12 protein-coding genes and 2 pseudogenes are annotated in these 15,080 nt (G+C 60.0%); 6 read left to right on the top strand and 8 right to left on the bottom strand.

Annotation, left to right across the window (positions count from 1 at the left end; translation table 11 throughout):
- Window positions 1–11 precede the first annotated feature (11 nt).
- From H3V53_RS03070 to H3V53_RS03085, 4 genes are all read right to left on the bottom strand, one after another.
- Complete coding sequence (locus tag H3V53_RS03070) at window positions 12–932, bottom strand: LysR family transcriptional regulator (RefSeq protein ID WP_336596662.1); 921 nt, start codon at window positions 930–932, stop codon at window positions 12–14.
- A 630-nt stretch (window positions 933–1,562) separates the two neighbouring features.
- A complete protein-coding gene (locus tag H3V53_RS03075; RefSeq protein ID WP_336596663.1) occupies window positions 1,563–2,120 on the bottom strand; it encodes a carboxymuconolactone decarboxylase family protein in 558 nt (185 codons plus the stop codon).
- Window positions 2,121–2,277: 157 nt separating this feature from the next.
- Window positions 2,278–3,171: a LysR family transcriptional regulator gene (locus H3V53_RS03080; RefSeq protein WP_336596664.1), complete on the bottom strand. Its 894-nt coding sequence runs from the start codon at window positions 3,169–3,171 to the stop codon at window positions 2,278–2,280.
- Between the two features lie 114 nt (window positions 3,172–3,285).
- Entirely contained in the window at window positions 3,286–4,194 is a 909-nt protein-coding gene (locus H3V53_RS03085) for a LysR family transcriptional regulator (RefSeq protein ID WP_336596665.1), read from the bottom strand.
- 104 nt (window positions 4,195–4,298) lie between these two features.
- On the opposite strand from H3V53_RS03085, the gene H3V53_RS03090 reads away from it, so the two are divergent.
- From H3V53_RS03090 to H3V53_RS03100, 3 genes and pseudogenes are all read left to right on the top strand, one after another.
- Window positions 4,299–5,105, top strand: a complete 807-nt coding sequence (locus H3V53_RS03090) for a phytanoyl-CoA dioxygenase family protein (RefSeq protein WP_336596666.1) — start codon at window positions 4,299–4,301, stop codon at window positions 5,103–5,105.
- Between the two features lie 277 nt (window positions 5,106–5,382).
- Window positions 5,383–6,672, top strand: a pseudogene (locus H3V53_RS03095) (FAD-binding oxidoreductase); the annotation flags it as partial.
- Window positions 6,673–7,226, top strand: a pseudogene (locus H3V53_RS03100) (MFS transporter); the annotation flags it as partial.
- Between the two features lie 135 nt (window positions 7,227–7,361).
- Here H3V53_RS03100 and H3V53_RS03105 read toward each other — a convergent pair.
- Window positions 7,362–8,321 (bottom strand): substrate-binding domain-containing protein, encoded by a 960-nt coding sequence (locus H3V53_RS03105; protein WP_336596667.1) that lies wholly within the window; start codon window positions 8,319–8,321, stop codon window positions 7,362–7,364.
- Between the two features lie 182 nt (window positions 8,322–8,503).
- Window positions 8,504–9,517 carry a substrate-binding domain-containing protein gene (locus tag H3V53_RS03110; RefSeq protein ID WP_336596668.1) on the bottom strand — a complete coding sequence of 338 codons (1,014 nt, stop codon included), beginning with the start codon at window positions 9,515–9,517 and terminating at the stop codon, window positions 8,504–8,506.
- A gap of 166 nt (window positions 9,518–9,683) precedes the next feature.
- Between H3V53_RS03110 and H3V53_RS03115 the strand changes: the two genes are divergently transcribed.
- The 3 genes from H3V53_RS03115 (at window position 9,684) to H3V53_RS03125 (ending at window position 13,287) form a co-directional block, all read left to right on the top strand.
- A complete protein-coding gene (locus H3V53_RS03115; protein ID WP_336596669.1) occupies window positions 9,684–11,279 on the top strand; it encodes a glycoside hydrolase family 68 protein in 1,596 nt (531 codons plus the stop codon).
- 111 nt (window positions 11,280–11,390) lie between these two features.
- A complete protein-coding gene (locus H3V53_RS03120; RefSeq protein ID WP_054922050.1) occupies window positions 11,391–11,645 on the top strand; it encodes a GntR family transcriptional regulator in 255 nt (84 codons plus the stop codon).
- 25 nt (window positions 11,646–11,670) lie between these two features.
- Window positions 11,671–13,287: a glycoside hydrolase family 32 protein gene (locus tag H3V53_RS03125; RefSeq protein WP_336596670.1), complete on the top strand. Its 1,617-nt coding sequence runs from the start codon at window positions 11,671–11,673 to the stop codon at window positions 13,285–13,287.
- Window positions 13,288–13,444: 157 nt separating this feature from the next.
- On the opposite strand, the gene H3V53_RS03130 is transcribed toward H3V53_RS03125, so the two are convergent.
- Both H3V53_RS03130 and H3V53_RS03135 read right to left on the bottom strand, forming a co-directional pair.
- The gene (locus H3V53_RS03130) at window positions 13,445–13,723 is read right to left on the bottom strand and encodes a hypothetical protein (RefSeq protein WP_336596671.1); all 279 of its coding nucleotides are present in this window, start codon (window positions 13,721–13,723) and stop codon (window positions 13,445–13,447) included.
- 36 nt (window positions 13,724–13,759) lie between these two features.
- Window positions 13,760–14,512 carry an adenylate/guanylate cyclase domain-containing protein gene (locus H3V53_RS03135; RefSeq protein ID WP_336596672.1) on the bottom strand — a complete coding sequence of 251 codons (753 nt, stop codon included), beginning with the start codon at window positions 14,510–14,512 and terminating at the stop codon, window positions 13,760–13,762.
- Window positions 14,513–15,080 lie beyond the last annotated feature (568 nt).

Consider the following 15,080-nt stretch of genomic DNA (forward strand, 5'->3'; position numbering starts at 1 on the left):
TGAAGGGTGGCTTAACGAAGCGCGGCGCCGGGCCAGCGGCCCGCGTCGACGGTGTCGCGCGCGACGTCGGCCAGCACGACGCGTGCGGCAAGCCCGGCGGGCGACAGTTCGTCGTCCGAGACGCTCGCGATCAGGTTCGGCCTCGTTGCGTATGCCTCCACGAGCGGCACGCTCGCCAGGGACGCATTCTCCGCGCGTGCGAGTGCCGCTCCCGGCTGGATCGTTGCGCCGAGCCCACCGCGTACGGCGTCCATGAGCATGGCGAGGCCGTCGACCTTGGCGGCGATGCATGGGGCGTAACCCGTGCGCTTGAATGCGGCATCGAGCAGTGCACGAAGGCCATGTGTGCCGCTAGGCAGGATAAGGGGAAGCGCGCCCAGTTTTGCGATTGAGGTCCGAGATTGCCTGGGCATGCCGGGCAGTGTCGAAGTGCCGATCACGAACAGGCGTTCGTCCAGCAAAGGGATGACGCTCCATCGTTGCGCGGGTTCTTCACGGAACAGGATCGCCAGATCGATTTGCCGCGCGCCGAGCATCGCGCCCAGATAGCCGGAGAGGCTTTCGACCATACGCAGCCGTACATCCGGATAGCGCTCGCGCATCGCTTGCATGAAGGCGAGGCCGATCACACCAGTTGTGCTCGGTGCGAGACCTACGCTGACATGGCCCGAAAGGCGAGCCTGGCGGGCGGCAACCGCGGCATCGTCGATGTGGCGCAGCGCGAGCTGCGCCTGACGCCAGAATGCCAGTCCGGCATCGGTGGGCACGACGCCGACGGAAGTTCGCTGCAGCAGGCGCGTCGAGAGCTCGCTTTCAAGCCGACTGATTTGCTGGCTGAGCGCCGACGTGACGACGCCCAGCTCAAGCGCGGCCTTGCCCATACTGCCGTGCTCAACGACGCTGACGAAATATCGTAACTGTCGAAGTTCCATCAAAACTCTCAGTGTTGGCGGTGCCGGAACTTAACTCGGGATTGTTCGGGCTCGAACGGCTCCTCGCGCTCGCATTGGGGCGCATGGTGGCCGAATCCGTATTTTACGAGCAGATCGGGACCGGCCTCGTTGTCCAGCACTACGGCGCGGCACGCGCAACGAGGCGGCGTCCGATACCCGGAACCGCATGCACGCGCAGTTTGCCGCGTGGCTCCAGCTGAGCGTCACGCGCCTCGGGTTCCGCCTGCTCTATGTCCGCCCGGATCGCGATACTGCGTTCATAAAAGCGTCGGACAGGCCGTTCTGAAAAGCCGCAAATGCTGCCAGTGCGACCGGACTGCTGCCGAGGAGACGGTAGAAATTCGGCACGACGCCCAGCTTTTGATAGACAACGTCCAGGATCGGCTTACTCTCGACGGGAGCATCGTCTCGCGTAGAGTGCAAGCGAGGCATCGACTGTTCCTTCACGAATCGACACGCCTGGCAGGCGCGACAATCCAGGGTATTGCATCAATAGAAGTGTTCCGACCGACCACGCGCGCATAGAAAATTGCGCGTGTTCAGAACGGAGCAACCAGCCATCGAGACCAGGCAGACGGACGCTTCACATGGCGCCCGTCCGTCCGGGTGTCAGGCGGCCTGACGGGCCCGGGTCTGAAGCGGCGGAAACGTCGCGTCGATGTCGGTCTTGAACGTGTTGTTGAAGAGGTTGGTGATGAAGCTGAACGCGGTCTCGGCGACGATGTCAACGATTTGCTCGTCGGTGTAACCCGCAGCACGCACGGCTTCGACATCCGCGTCTTGAATGTGACCGCGCGACGTGGCGATCTTGTAGGCGAACTGCAGCGCGGCGTCGGCCTTGGGATCGGTCGAATGACCGTCGCGATTGAGTTCCATGTCTTCCGGCGTCAGCCCCTGCAGCTTGGCGCCGAGATAGGTGTGCGCCGACAGGCAGTAGTTGCAGCCGTTCACTTCGGCGGTCATCACGTGGATGCGTTCCCGGGTCTTGTGGCCGAGGCTCTTGCCGAGCGCGCCGTGCATGTCGGCGATCGCCTTCAGGGCTTCGGGGGATCGCGAGATCAGGGCGAAGAAGTTCGGGATCACACCGAGAACTTTTTCGTAGTTCGCGAGGATGGGTTGTGCTTTGGCGGGAGCGGCTTCTTTCGAGGGGATTGCAAGGCGGGCCATGAGATTTCTCCGTTAATCCGAGCCACCGTGGCTTCGGTAGGAGAGATAGTAGTGACTTCCGCCCAAAACAATAATTGGTTATTTTTGAGAACCAAACTTCCACTCAGTGAAAGTATAGAAGGGTTGGAAAGAGGTGGATTCGGTAGAGCGAACGCCCTCAGGCCTTGCCCAGATCCGACATGGCCGACCGCAACCGGTCGGCTGCGAAGTCGAGGAAGACCCGCATCTTGAGCGGCAACAGGCGGCGCTCTCCATGGATGAGACTGACAGGAATCGACTCGACATCAAACTTCGGAAGGACGTGGACAAGCTCCCCCGTGCGGAGCGCGGCATCGCAGTGGTAGCGGTACACCCTCGTCAAACCGGTGCGCCGCAGCGCCGCCTGTACCGCAGCCTCAGCGGTGGTCACGGACAGGCGCGGAATGATGTTGATGCTGAAATCACGTTTGGTCGCGGGATCACGGAACCACCATGTCGCGGTGGAAGGGCCAGCGAAGACAACGCACGGAAGGTTTTCCAGGTCACCAGGGTGTTTGGGTACGCCGTGCGCAGCTAGCAGGTCCGGCGAAGCGCACACCAGTGTATCCATAGCGCCGACACGGGTTGCAATCATATTGCTGTCCGGCAACGTGCCAATGCGAACCGCCATATCAACGTGGTCGTCGTAGAGATGAAGATTCCGATCGGAGAGCACCAGTTGGACGTTGATCTCGGGATAGGCAGCCAGGAAGTCGGTTACGACGGGCAAGATGTACATGTGGCCAAACAACACCGGTGCAGTGAGAACGAGTTCTCCCCGAGGGGTGGTGTATTCGCCAGCCGCTGCTCGTTCGACTTCCTCGATGTCTTCCATGATGCGTTTGACCGACTCGACGTAAGCTTGGCCCGCATCGGTCAAGGTCAGCTTTCGCGTTGAGCGATGCAGCAACTTCGTGCCAAGGTACTCTTCGAGTTCGGTGACCTTCCGGCTGACGGTCGGGAGCGGCATATTCAAGGCCTTCGCCGCCGCCGTGAGGCTACCCTTTTCGATCGTGAGCAGCACGATCGACATTGCTTCCAATCTATCCATTTAGCTTCCCATCCAATTCAAGATGATCGTCTCAGCACGATGCACACGGTTTGCTGACAGTTTCGACTGGTAAGACTAATCTGTACCGCTTCGCGTTTATTCGACCTTCGCTTTTCGCTGTGCGTGCGCGGCTATCTCGCGCGCTAGCTGAACAAAAGAGCCCAGCGCAGCGGACGGATTGGGTTCCTTCCACGCGAGGTAGAGTTCGCTTTTCGCGTGCTGTTCGCGCAGAGGACGATAGACGACGTTGTCCATGTGCGTTCGTTGAACTGACGCGGGTACAAGCGTCACGCCAAACCCGGCGCTTACGAGGCCAAGGGAAGCGTAGATCTGCCCCATTTCAAAGCTCGTGGAAGGAGAGAATCCGGCAAGTGCGCACAGCTGGTTGATGGTGGCGTGATAGTCCGGTGCGACATCTTTCCGGTAATTGATGACGCGCAACTGCATACAGTCCTTGATGGAAATCTGCCGTTTGGCTGCGAGAGGATTGTCCTTGGCGATGGCAACGTAAAACGGCTCCTGGAGCAACAAGACGCTGTTCAGTTGAGTATCCGGCGGCAACGAGCGGACGAACGCCAGATCGACGTCCCCTCGGTCCAGAGCATTGATCTGTTCCGCAGAGGAAAACCATCGAAGTTCGACTGTCACCGCGGGATAACGATGCTGGAATTCACGCAGGAGCGGTGGCAGCAGTGTGTATGCGATGTGCTCGAAGAACCCGACCGCCACCCGGCCGATTTCCCCTCTTGCTGCGCGTTGCGAATCCACGATCGCGGAGTTCGTATCCGCCAGAATTCGCTTGGCCCGTTCTTCGAACACCTGGCCCGCCGACGAAAGAAACACTCGTTTGCCCCGTCGCTCAAAAAGCGCTACGCCGAGTTCCTCTTCCAGTTCCCGTATCTGCCGGCTCAACGGCGGTTGCGCCATGTGAAGTTCATCGGCCGCCTTCGTGAAGTTGAGTGTGCGTGCCACTACCAGAAAGTAGCGAAGATGACGTAGCTCCATTTGGAACCTTTTAGGTACCGATACGCGACTTATTATATCTTTTACATTGGACTCGAGGGGTCTTAGGATCATGACATCACACCAACAAGTCAGGAGATCCCCTCATGGAACTTACCGCGTCACAGTTGGAAGCGTACGAGCGCGATGGGTTTGTGGTTCTGCCAGAGCTTTTCTCCGAAGCAGAAATCGCGCATATGAAGAGCGAGTTGCGCCGAATCCAGAAGATTGACACCGACCATCTCGTGCGGGAAAAAACGGGCGGCATCGCAAAGACGATCTACAAGGTTCACGAGACGGAAAGTCCGACGGCATCGCCGGTTTTTCACTCCGCAGTGCGCTCTCCCCGATTGCTCGAGCCGGCACAACAACTGATCGGCGATGCGCAACTCTACGTCTATCACACGAAATGCAATTTGAAGACGGCAATCGACGGTTCCGTGTGGCAATGGCATCAAGATTTCGGCACCTGGCATATCGATGGCGTGAAAGAGCCGCTGATGACAACCGCGTTGGTCATGCTCGACGAGCCGACCGAAATGGGCGGATGTCTCTACTTCATCCCGGGAAGCCACAAACTAGGTTTACTCGATCCGGCATTCGATGAGGCAACCGGTTACCGCTTCTACGTGGTGCCCAAGCCGACCATGCTTGAAATTTTGTCCAGCCATCCCAAGGCCGTGCCTATCACCGGCCGCCCGGGAACAGTCGTGTTCTTCGACGCCAACATTGTGCATTCTTCGGGTCACAACCTGTCGGGTGACGATCGATGGCAGGCCTATGTCGTCTACAACCAGGTGAAGAACAAACCCGAAGAAGTCGAGCATCCGCGACCGGATTATGTGCGCTCGACCAATTTCGCTCCGCTCGAGGTTGGCTCAGACGAGATTCTCGACAGAGTTCAGATCGGTTGAACTTCCGCGGGCGTCACTCCCCAGGGCGCATATGCCTGGCGAGCAGCGGCGAGCCAGAACGTGGTTGCCAATCCGCGTACACGCTGCGTTCGGCAATCGCGGTCACATCAATCGAGCAAAGCCTTATCTCCGGAATGTCAGCGGCCGACGCGTGACCTCGCGCTTTCTCTCCAATGCGGCCATGGCAGCGGCGTGTCAGGCCTCTTCTTCCGATGGACGCGGGTGAAGCAAAGCGTAAGCAGAGTGCCGCGCAAGGACGCATGAAAGGTAAAGCGACATGAGGGTTATAAAGCTGGAAGAAGCTCGAGGCATTACCTCTGAAACAGCGTTTCTCGAAGCTTTGCGCATTGCGGGACTGGAGGTCGAGATTGACGTCAGCCATGCGACCCGCACGGTACTTGCAACAGACAATTCGATCTATCAACGCAGACCGGCCGCTGCCATTTTCCCCCGCAACGCCGCGGACGTTGAGCGCATCGCGCGGCTGCTCGCCGAGGAGCGATTTCGACGCGTCGTGGTGTCGCCCCGTGGCGGTGGTACCGGGACCAACGGCCAGTCATTGACCGACGGTATTGTCGTTGACCTGTCCCGCCACATGAACCGCGTCATTGAAATCGACCTGATTAAACGCACAGCAAGAGTTCAGGCAGGCGTCGTAAAAGATCAATTGAATGCGGCTCTCAAACCGCATGGATTATTCTTTGCTCCCGAACTGTCCACGTCGAATCGCGCCACGATTGGTGGAATGATCAGCACGGACGCCAGCGGCCAAGGCAGCTGTACCTATGGAAAGACGCGCGACCATGTCATCGCTCTGGAGACCGTATTGCTTGGAGGCGTTCCGCTCGTCTCCGAGCCGGTCGATGATGCAGCCCTCGATCAGCTTTGCGCACGGACGGATGTCGTTGGACGGGTCTACAAGACTGCCCGCGAAATTTCCGACAGCCAGGCTGAACTCATACGGGACACTTTCCCGTCGCTCAGTCGCTGTTTAACGGGCTACGATCTCGCGCATCTTCGCGAACATGACGGAAAGCTGAACCTGAACAGCCTCATCTGCGGCGCGGAGGGCACGCTGGGATTCGTTGTAGAAGCAACATTGAACGTTTTGCCGATACCTCTTCATTCAGCCCTGGTGAACGTCCAGTATGAGGGATTCATGGATGCGCTAAGGGATGCGCGCGCACTGATGGAGCATCAACCGCTGTCAATCGAGACGGTGGATTCCACAGTACTTGCGCTAGCCCGGGATGACGTTGTCTGGGCTTCGATATCCGAGTTTTTTCCGGACTATAACGAGGAACGAAGCACTCAGGGTATCAACCTGATTGAATTCAGCGCCGATGATCTCGTTCAGCTTCAGACTCGCATCGCTGAATTTGTCGAGCACATCAGCACGGACCAAAGCGTTCGGCGTCTTGGCCACACGATCGCCTGGGGAGATGTGGCGATTAGCCGTGTTTATGCAATGCGAAAGCGCGCAGTCGGCCTTCTCGGCAACGTACGCGAAAGGAGGCGGCCGCAGCCGTTTGTTGAGGACACGGCTGTCCCTCCGGAGCAACTTGCCTATATGCTGTGGCTGTACCTGACCTGGCTACCTGCTTATCTTGAGCGCGAGCGTCATTTGTCGCTCGCAATCACCGGATGGTTGGTGTCGATTTCGGCACGATTGGCATGTTATCGAGCGGCTTCGCCGCTGATCCGTTGCAGGCCCGCGGTATCGCGCCGGTTCGAAGCCGAAAATGGCCTATCTGTGTGGGTCTGATTGGTGGGGCTGTATTCACGGTTCCCGCTGCGTTCACGCCGAATCTGACACTTGCAATTCTCTATCTCAGCGTCGCAATGTTTTTTGTCCAGATGGCATGCGGTGCGAGTTGGGCGCTTGTGTCTGTGGCGGCGCCCCGGCACATGGCGGCATCCCTTGCGAGTATTCAGAACTTCGGCGGCTCGTTCGCGCCTTTTGTCACCGGTGTTGTCGTCGATCGGACGCATTCGTTTGTCGATGCGTTCCTTATCAGTGCTGGGATCGCGCTTCTGGCTGCACTCATCTATGCACTGGTGGTTGGAAAGCGCGTCGACGAGCCGAAGGTCGCTGTGTCGAAAACGACGCTCGCGACGTAATCGGTTTGCGCAGGGGGTATTTCAGATAGCGACGATGTAATCCGTGAACACGCCAAGGCCGATGTGCTGCAGACTGAGATCGCGGCCCTGCGGCATGAGAGGCGTTTCGCTCATGGTCAAAGAATGTTGCGATTGTCAGGCGCTGGTGCGTGTAACCAGCGTCAATGGCGTCTGAATGAACGCGGGCAAGTCGCCCTGTTTTTGCTGTTGCAGTAACGCCTGCAAAGCCACGTCGACGCCGTACACGGCCTGCTTGGCCGCGAACTGGTCTACCGTCGCAAGAATTCTCCCGTTTTTGAGCAGCGGCTTGATCGCATCGCTGTTGTTATATCCGGTGATAAAGACCGCTCCCGTTTTTTTCGCAGCACGCACGGCGTCGACCGCTCCCATGGCCATATTGTCGTTGCCGCACAGGAGGGCACGTATCTCCGGTTTTCGTGCGAGTATCGTCGACGCTGCCAATCTGCCCTTGTCGTACTCCCAGTCACCGGCTTCGAGCGCAACGACCTGGACATGCGCAGCCTTCATCTCATCTGTGAATCCCGCCGTGCGTTGCTGCGCATTGCGGCTTCCCGGCACACCTTCGACGATGCCGACCTGATCGCCACCGTGAAGCTTACTCGCGAGATAGCTGCCAACCAGCCTTGCGCCTCGACGGTTGTCCGGTCCGACGAACGGTACATGTACGCCTGCGGCGTTCAGCGCATCCGGGTCCAGAGGATTGTCGATCGTGAGCGTGATGATGCCGCGTCCTATGCACTCGCTCGTGACAGGAATCAGCGCCTTGGAATCTGCCGGCGCCAGGACGATTGCGCTGACGCGTTGCGAGATCAGATTGCCGACGATGCTTATTTGCCCGTCGGCATCGGTTTCGGTTGCGCAGCCATCCACGACAAGCTGGAACGGATGAGGGTAGTGCTTCTGGAACGTCTGGGCGCCATCGATCATCGTTCTCGTAAACGGATCGGACATGGATTTCAGCACGAGTGCGATCGTGTCGCTGCGGCTCGCCGCGCATAACGCGTTCGTCCAGACTAACCCCGCTGCACCGAGCGCGCTCCCAACGATGAATTGACGGCGTTGTTTATCAAGCATGGCTGGATCGATTCGAAAGCCGCGGATATCAGGCCGCCCGGCATGTTCCAGTGTACGCCCCCATTCCCGCCGGGACGGCAGTCTATGCTGATCGCACTGAAGCATGGCAGGTGTTCCCTTCGTGGGCGTCGTCGCAACCCATGCTCCGGCTTACGCTGTCCCGTCACAATGTCGGGTTGCAATCAACTTCTCGGGCCGTCCGTATCACCCGGATCGATGCGGGGTAACGCAAGCCGATGCGCACAACGTTCCCGGTCCCTGATGGCGTCCAACACGAGTTCGGCCATGGCTTTTCCAGACGCGTGGCCCGTCGGCTGCGTCACGGCGGTTACCGTGTACGGATGCGAGACATCCGAGGGCACCCCGTCATAGACGATCAACGAGACGTCGCTGCCCAACTTGCGCCCGCTATCGACGAGCGCGCGAAAGGCGCCCGTGCCTGCGAGGTTGTTGTCCACAAGCACCGCGCTTGGTGATTCGGTCAGGTTCAACAGCGCGGTCGCCGCAGCGTGGCCGCCTGCACTGTCGAATGAACACTCGATCATCAGCTCGGGCAAGGGTGCAATGCCCGCGTCTTGCAACGCGCTCACAAAGCCCTCCCGGCGCTGGACCGCAAACGTCATGGCAAGCGGCGCGCTGATCAGCGCGATGCGCCGGTGGCCGAAGTCGATTAACCGCTGCGTCGCGGCTCGTGCACCCGCTTCGTTGTCGAAATCGAACCACCAGTAAGGCCGCGCGCTATGGGTCCGGCCGTAAGCGACAAACGGAAAGTCCCACTCCTGGAGAAGCGCGATACGCCTGTCGTCCATCAGCGTGCGCGCCACGATCAGCGCGTCGACCGACCGGCCTTCGACGAGCCGGCGATACGTCTCCAGTTCCGCGTTTTGCCGGGCAGATGCAATGATCAGGTCCATGTCGTGTTCGCCGAGCGCCTCGGTAAGGCCCGCGACGACCTCGCAAAAACGTGGATCGCCCAGATCCCCGGCACCGAACGGATACACGATGCCGATCGCGTCAGCGCGGCCCGTCGCCAGCCTGCGCGCGGTGGAGTCTGCCTGGTACCCGAGCGCCCGGGCGGCCTCGATCACTCGCTGGCGGGTTGCCTCGCTGACATCGTCATAGCCGTTCAGCGCACGGCTGACCGTGGTCCTTGACAGACCTAAGGCGCTGGCCAGCGCCTTCAGATTCGTTTTCACTTTTCCCCCTCGCGGCTCCCGTCACCCCCGATGAACACGCGCGTACGTCGGGATGAGAAACACCGTCAGCATACCAAATTTGAGCGAAATTTTGACTTCCAAACCGGTTTGATCTACTATCCAAACCGGTTTGGAACTTTTCAAAACGACTTACAGGACGCTCTCCATGTACGCTGGCTATAACGCGCAAACCTTCCCGATCAACCCGCGCCTGCGCAGGCGCCTGCTGTCGGCGGCCTTGCTGTCGGCCGCTTCGCTACCCGCACTGGCTCAGACGGCGACGCCGGGCTTTCCGACGCCGACACCGCATTCTCAGCAGGCGTACGACCCCGAGAGCAGTTTCACGATGCGCTGGACGCGTGCCGATATCCGTCAGATCAAGGCGCAGTCGCACGCCGCCTCGGCGACCGACAAGAACTCACTGCCGCTTTCGCTGACCATGCCGGACATCCCGCAGGATTTCCCGCTGATCAACTCGAACGTCTGGGTGTGGGACACGTGGCCGCTGGCCGACATGCAGGCGAACCAGCTGGCATACAAGGGCTGGGAGGTGATCTTCTCGCTGACGGCCGATCCACATGCCGGCTATACGTTCGACGACCGTCACGTTCACGCGCGCATCGGGTTTTTCTACCGCCGCGCGGGCATCCCCGCATCGCAGCGGCCCGCGAACGGCGGCTGGACCTGGGGCGGTCATCTGTTCCCGGATGGCGCGAGCGTCAAGGTATTCGGCACGTCGCCCATGACCGATAACGCCGAATGGTCGGGCTCGGCGCGTCTCACGCACGGCGACAACGTCAGCCTCTACTACACCGCGACGTCGTTCAACCGGTCCGCCCCCGGCGGCGCCGACATTACGCCGCCGCAGGCGATCATCACGCGCGCCGACGGTCACATCCACGCCGACGACAGTCACGTGTGGTTCTCAGGCTTCGACGATCACGAGGCATTGCTCAAGCCGGACGGCACCTACTACCAGACCGGCGAGCAGAACACCTACTTCTCGTACCGCGATCCGTTTGTGTTCACCGATCCCGCCCATCCCGGGAAGACCTACATGGTGTTCGAAGGCAACACGGGCGGCCCGCGCGGCGCGCGCACCTGCACAGAAGCCGACCTCGGCTACGCGCCGAACGATCCGCAACGGGAAGACCTGAACGCCGTGATGAACTCGGGCGCGGTGTATCAAAAGGCCAACGTCGGTCTCGCGGTCGCGACGAATCCGCAACTGACCCAATGGAAGTTTTTGCCACCGATCCTGTCGGCGAATTGCGTCGATGATCAAACCGAGCGGCCGCAGATCTACCTGAAGGACGGCAAATACTACCTGTTCACGATCAGCCATCGCACAACGATGGCAGCGGGCGTCGACGGACCAGATGGCGTGTACGGCTTCGTCGGCAACGGTATTCGCAGCGACTTCTTGCCCCTGAACGGCGGCAGCGGTCTCGTACTCGGCAACCCTACCGACTTTTCGGCGCCGGCCGGTGCGCCGTACGCGCAGGACCCGAACCAGAATCCGCGCGAGTTCCAGTCGTATTCGCACTATGTGATGCCGGGTGGTCTTGTCGAGTCGTTTATCGATGCAATCGGCCCGCGGCGCGGCGGAACGCTTGCGCCGACCGTCAAGATCAACATCAAGGGTGACACGACGGTCGTGGACCGCACATACGGCAAGGGCGGCCTGGGCGGCTACGGTGACATTCCCGCGAACCAGTCGGCGCCGGGCAATGGCAACGGGCAGGGCGGCAACAGCCAGTAAGCCTGCTCGTGAGGCTTGCGGCCACCGCTTGCTGCAAGCCTCGACGGTCCCGATCCGCCTTATCCGCCTGAGCCGAGGACATTCCTTGCGCCGGCTCCTTACGAGTGCCGCATGAAGTTCTGGATTCCCGAATTGACCACCCGCACGCGCCCTGTGTATCTGGCCGTGGCTCACGAGATCGAAGCTGCGATTGACGCGGGCACGTTGCAACCTGGTGAGGCGTTGCCGCCGCAGCGTCTGCTCGCCGATTTCCTGGGTCTGCACGTTAATACGGTCAACCGAGCGTTACGCGAGACCGCGCGCCGCGGCCTGACTGCCGGAAACCGCCGGCACGGCACGGTCGTGTGCGGATCTTCCGGGCCATGATGCCTTCCTGATCAAAAGACATTCGATGCAAGCACCGCAACACCGATTCTTCAGGCCGCCCGTGCTGTCATCGTGGCTCTTTGCCGCGCTGGCCGCGACCGTCGCAGCATGCGCGCCGCCGTCTTCCTGCTTTGCGGCAAGCACAGCCGATACGCCACAATGGCGCTCCGCGCTTCACTACACGCCACAACGTAACTGGATGAACGACCCCAATGGCCTCGTCTACTACAAGGGCCTGTATCACCTGTTCTATCAGTACAACCCGCATGGGAACTTCTGGGGCGACATGTCATGGGGCCATGCGACGAGCCACGACCTGATTCATTGGGAAGAGCATGCCGTCGCCCTGCCTGCGAACCAGAGCGAGGAGATTTTCTCCGGCTCGGTCGTCGTTGATGCCCGCAACACGTCGGGGTTCGGAACGGCAAAGACGCCGCCCCTCGTCGCGCTTTATACGAGTGTCTACAAGGCGGGCTCCCGTCATGAAGCTGGTGTTCAGGCGCAGTCGGTTGCATACAGTACCGATGACGGCGTGACCTGGCGTCAGTACGCGCACAACCCGGTGCTGACGCTAAGTCCCGAGTCAAAGCAGTTTCGTGATCCCAAGGTGTCCTGGTTCGCACCGGGTGGCTACTGGTTGATGGCGACCGTTGTCGCCGATGCGCACGTCGTCAAATTCTACCGGTCCGACAATCTGATCGACTGGACGTTTCTGAGCGACTTCACGTTGCCTAATGTGCCGCACCGGGGCGCGCTCTGGGAAATGCCCGACCTGTTCGCCCTGCCACTCGACGGCGACCCGTCGCGACTGAAGTGGGTGATGATTGTCAACGTGAACCCATGGTCGATCGCAGGTGGATCGGGCGCAATGTATTTTGTCGGGCAGTTCGACGGCACACGCTTCGTAGCAGACGACGTTGCGCCCGCCGGCTCCGATCCCGCGCGGTACCATTGGCTGGATCACGGCGCGGACTACTACGCGGCAGGGACGTTCTCGAACGCGCCGTCAGGGAAGGCGGTGACGATCGGCTGGATGAGCAACTGGGACTACGCGAGTCATGTGCCGACCGCGCCGTGGAAGGGCGCGATGGCATTGCCGCGCGAACTCGCGCTGAAGACGATCGACGGCAGGCCGCAACTGATATCCGTGCCGCCGCCATCGTACGTGTCGATGGTGAAACAGCTTCCCGCAACGCGCATCGACGCAATCGACGTGTCGTCGGCCACGCGCGACCTTGCGCGGCCGGCGCGCGGCTCCGTGCAAAACATCAGGATGACCATCCGGCCCGACACGGCACAGCGCGTCGGTCTGATCGTGCGCGCGTCCGCCAGTGGTGACGTGGGTACGCGGATCTTCTACGACACTCGTATGCAGACGCTGATCGTGGACCGGTCGCGTTCGGGCAACACCTGGTTTTCGGGCGCATTCAGTAAGGCACACATTGTCAACCTGCCATTGAACGACGGCAGGCTCGATCTGCAGGTGGTGATTGACCGCAATTCGGTTGAGGTGTTTGCCGATCGGGGGCGCGCGGTCGTCACGGACCTGATCTTCCCCGCAGCCGGCGACAATCATGTCCGCGTTTTCGCAGAAGGCGGCGACGCCCGCTTCAGTGACGTCGCGATAACGGATATCGACTGACGCTTAACGTCAGCCAGGTACGCGTTACACGCAGCAGGACGAGCGGTGTGCAACCCGGAGAATGAAACTGAAGGGGGCGTATTACGCTAGAAGGCATCGTTGGCAGGCGCGTTGATGCAGCGTACCGCTCAGGCCGGACAACCGGCTGGCTGAAGACCTAATGCGGAAGCGCGACCATTTCGTGGCGAGTGATATCGCACGCGGCCCGGCGCGGATTGATTCGTTGCTGCTCGGCCCGGTCGACGCGAAGCGGAAGCTTCGCTACGTGCGGAGCGTGCCACTCGCCGTGTTTCAAGTTTTCCATGACCGATAAAGAGCTTCTCGAGCCCGCGATGGAGAGGAACTTTGCGGTCCAGTCTTCACGACGGAACATCGACGGGAGACGCATGAGCGTATTGACCGATCTCTCAAGCTGTCTGACTTCGTCTTTCAGCATCACACCACTCTCCACCTGTGCGATAAGGTCGATCCATTAGACCCGGCGCTCGCCATTGCATTCCGCGGCATCATAGAGCTCGGTCGGCGCTGCAAAACCCTTCAGGTCGTAATTCACCCCCTTGTTGCTGACAGCGTTCTCGCATTGGTCCCGAACGGCGCTCGTGACCAGAATTTGACCCGCTCGCGCGACGGACTGTGCGCGGGCAGCGGTGTTGACGACCGTGCCAATTGCCGTCAAATCGCGATGCGACTGACCAAATTCACCGAAGCTAACATTACCGCTGGCGATACCAACGCCAATAGACAGCGCCCCTTCAGTCAGGTCGAGATCCTTTGAAAGCTTGTTTCGTCGGACACCCCAGCGGCGCTGCATCTGTCGCGCCGCGCGCAATGCTTGTGCTGCGTGATTTTCCTGTCGGATCGGAAAATTGAATACCGCCATAACGGCATCGCCGATTGTCTTGTTTAGCAATCCGTCATACTCCCAGATCGCCTCGGCACACTCGTCATAAAACGCATCCAGAGCTAACGACATTTGATCTGGAGCCAGGTGTTGGGAAGCGGTTGTGTAGCCTCTTAGATCAGCGAAGAGTACGGTGGCATTGATGGTGATATTTCGGGCCTTCATGATACGGGTGAAGGCTAACTCGCAGAACGTGCAGAGGTTTGGATTCATCCGGCTGGGCCGTAGACCGACCATTCGATACGGGATAGAAAACGGACCACGCAACGCCACCGGGAGGTGTAGGGTTTGCCAGCACCCTTTGCAGATTTTCGAGGAATTCATCAGATCCCTCCCAACTGATCGGTGATGGTATGGGCTGCCCTGCGAAGGGGGGAGCCGATGATTCGTTAGACATTTCGAGCCCTGCTTCCGATGCTTCTGAACGGGCCGCCAGTGGCAGGTGATCCAGATTATGGGCCGCAAATCTCGGGATTGGAACAAGTCCAGGCGTTTGATATGCCTGCCCTTTGCAACGCCAAAATGACGTGAGGAGGATCGGGTGCCAATACAGACGGAGGAATTGGCTAAAGGCGCTCCCGCTGGCCGCGTCGCGCACGTCGCAGCGTGGCTGTGGCCCGGCGCTTACCCGGATTTGCCGCTAAAAGATGATGAATCAGTGCGACCACTGCGGCTCCTTCATCCACTGCTGCTGCAACGCGCTTCGTTGGTTGACAACATCAACTGCACCGCGCCATCTGGATGGCGCATCCGCTCGGAAAACCGCCATACGCATTGCGGTCGTTGTGCCAGATATACCGAGGGCAGCGAGAACACACACAGTGTCCTCGGAGAACGTACATAATTGCGATCCTCGCAGTTGAATATCGGAAGGCGGCGCAGGGCATGACGT

This window comes from Paraburkholderia bengalensis (assembly GCF_037126505.1).
GTDB classification, from domain to species: Bacteria; Pseudomonadota; Gammaproteobacteria; order Burkholderiales; family Burkholderiaceae; genus Paraburkholderia; species Paraburkholderia bengalensis.

Bases quoted from the DNA above. Each gene is read 5' to 3' on its own strand.
- H3V53_RS03090 (WP_336596666.1), top strand. From the start codon at position 4,299: ATGGAACTTACCGCGTCACAGTTGGAAGCGTACGAGCGCGATGGGTTT.
- H3V53_RS03070 (WP_336596662.1), bottom strand. From the start codon at position 932: ATGGAACTTCGACAGTTACGATATTTCGTCAGCGTCGTTGAGCACGGC.
- H3V53_RS03130 (WP_336596671.1), bottom strand. From the start codon at position 13,723: ATGCTGAAAGACGAAGTCAGACAGCTTGAGAGATCGGTCAATACGCTC.
- H3V53_RS03105 (WP_336596667.1), bottom strand. From the start codon at position 8,321: ATGCTTGATAAACAACGCCGTCAATTCATCGTTGGGAGCGCGCTCGGT.
- H3V53_RS03085 (WP_336596665.1), bottom strand. From the start codon at position 4,194: ATGGAGCTACGTCATCTTCGCTACTTTCTGGTAGTGGCACGCACACTC.
- H3V53_RS03120 (WP_054922050.1), top strand. From the start codon at position 11,391: ATGAAGTTCTGGATTCCCGAATTGACCACCCGCACGCGCCCTGTGTAT.
- H3V53_RS03125 (WP_336596670.1), top strand. From the start codon at position 11,671: ATGCAAGCACCGCAACACCGATTCTTCAGGCCGCCCGTGCTGTCATCG.
- H3V53_RS03115 (WP_336596669.1), top strand. From the start codon at position 9,684: ATGTACGCTGGCTATAACGCGCAAACCTTCCCGATCAACCCGCGCCTG.
- H3V53_RS03080 (WP_336596664.1), bottom strand. From the start codon at position 3,171: ATGTCGATCGTGCTGCTCACGATCGAAAAGGGTAGCCTCACGGCGGCG.
- H3V53_RS03135 (WP_336596672.1), bottom strand. From the start codon at position 14,512: ATGAATTCCTCGAAAATCTGCAAAGGGTGCTGGCAAACCCTACACCTC.
- H3V53_RS03075 (WP_336596663.1), bottom strand. From the start codon at position 2,120: ATGGCCCGCCTTGCAATCCCCTCGAAAGAAGCCGCTCCCGCCAAAGCA.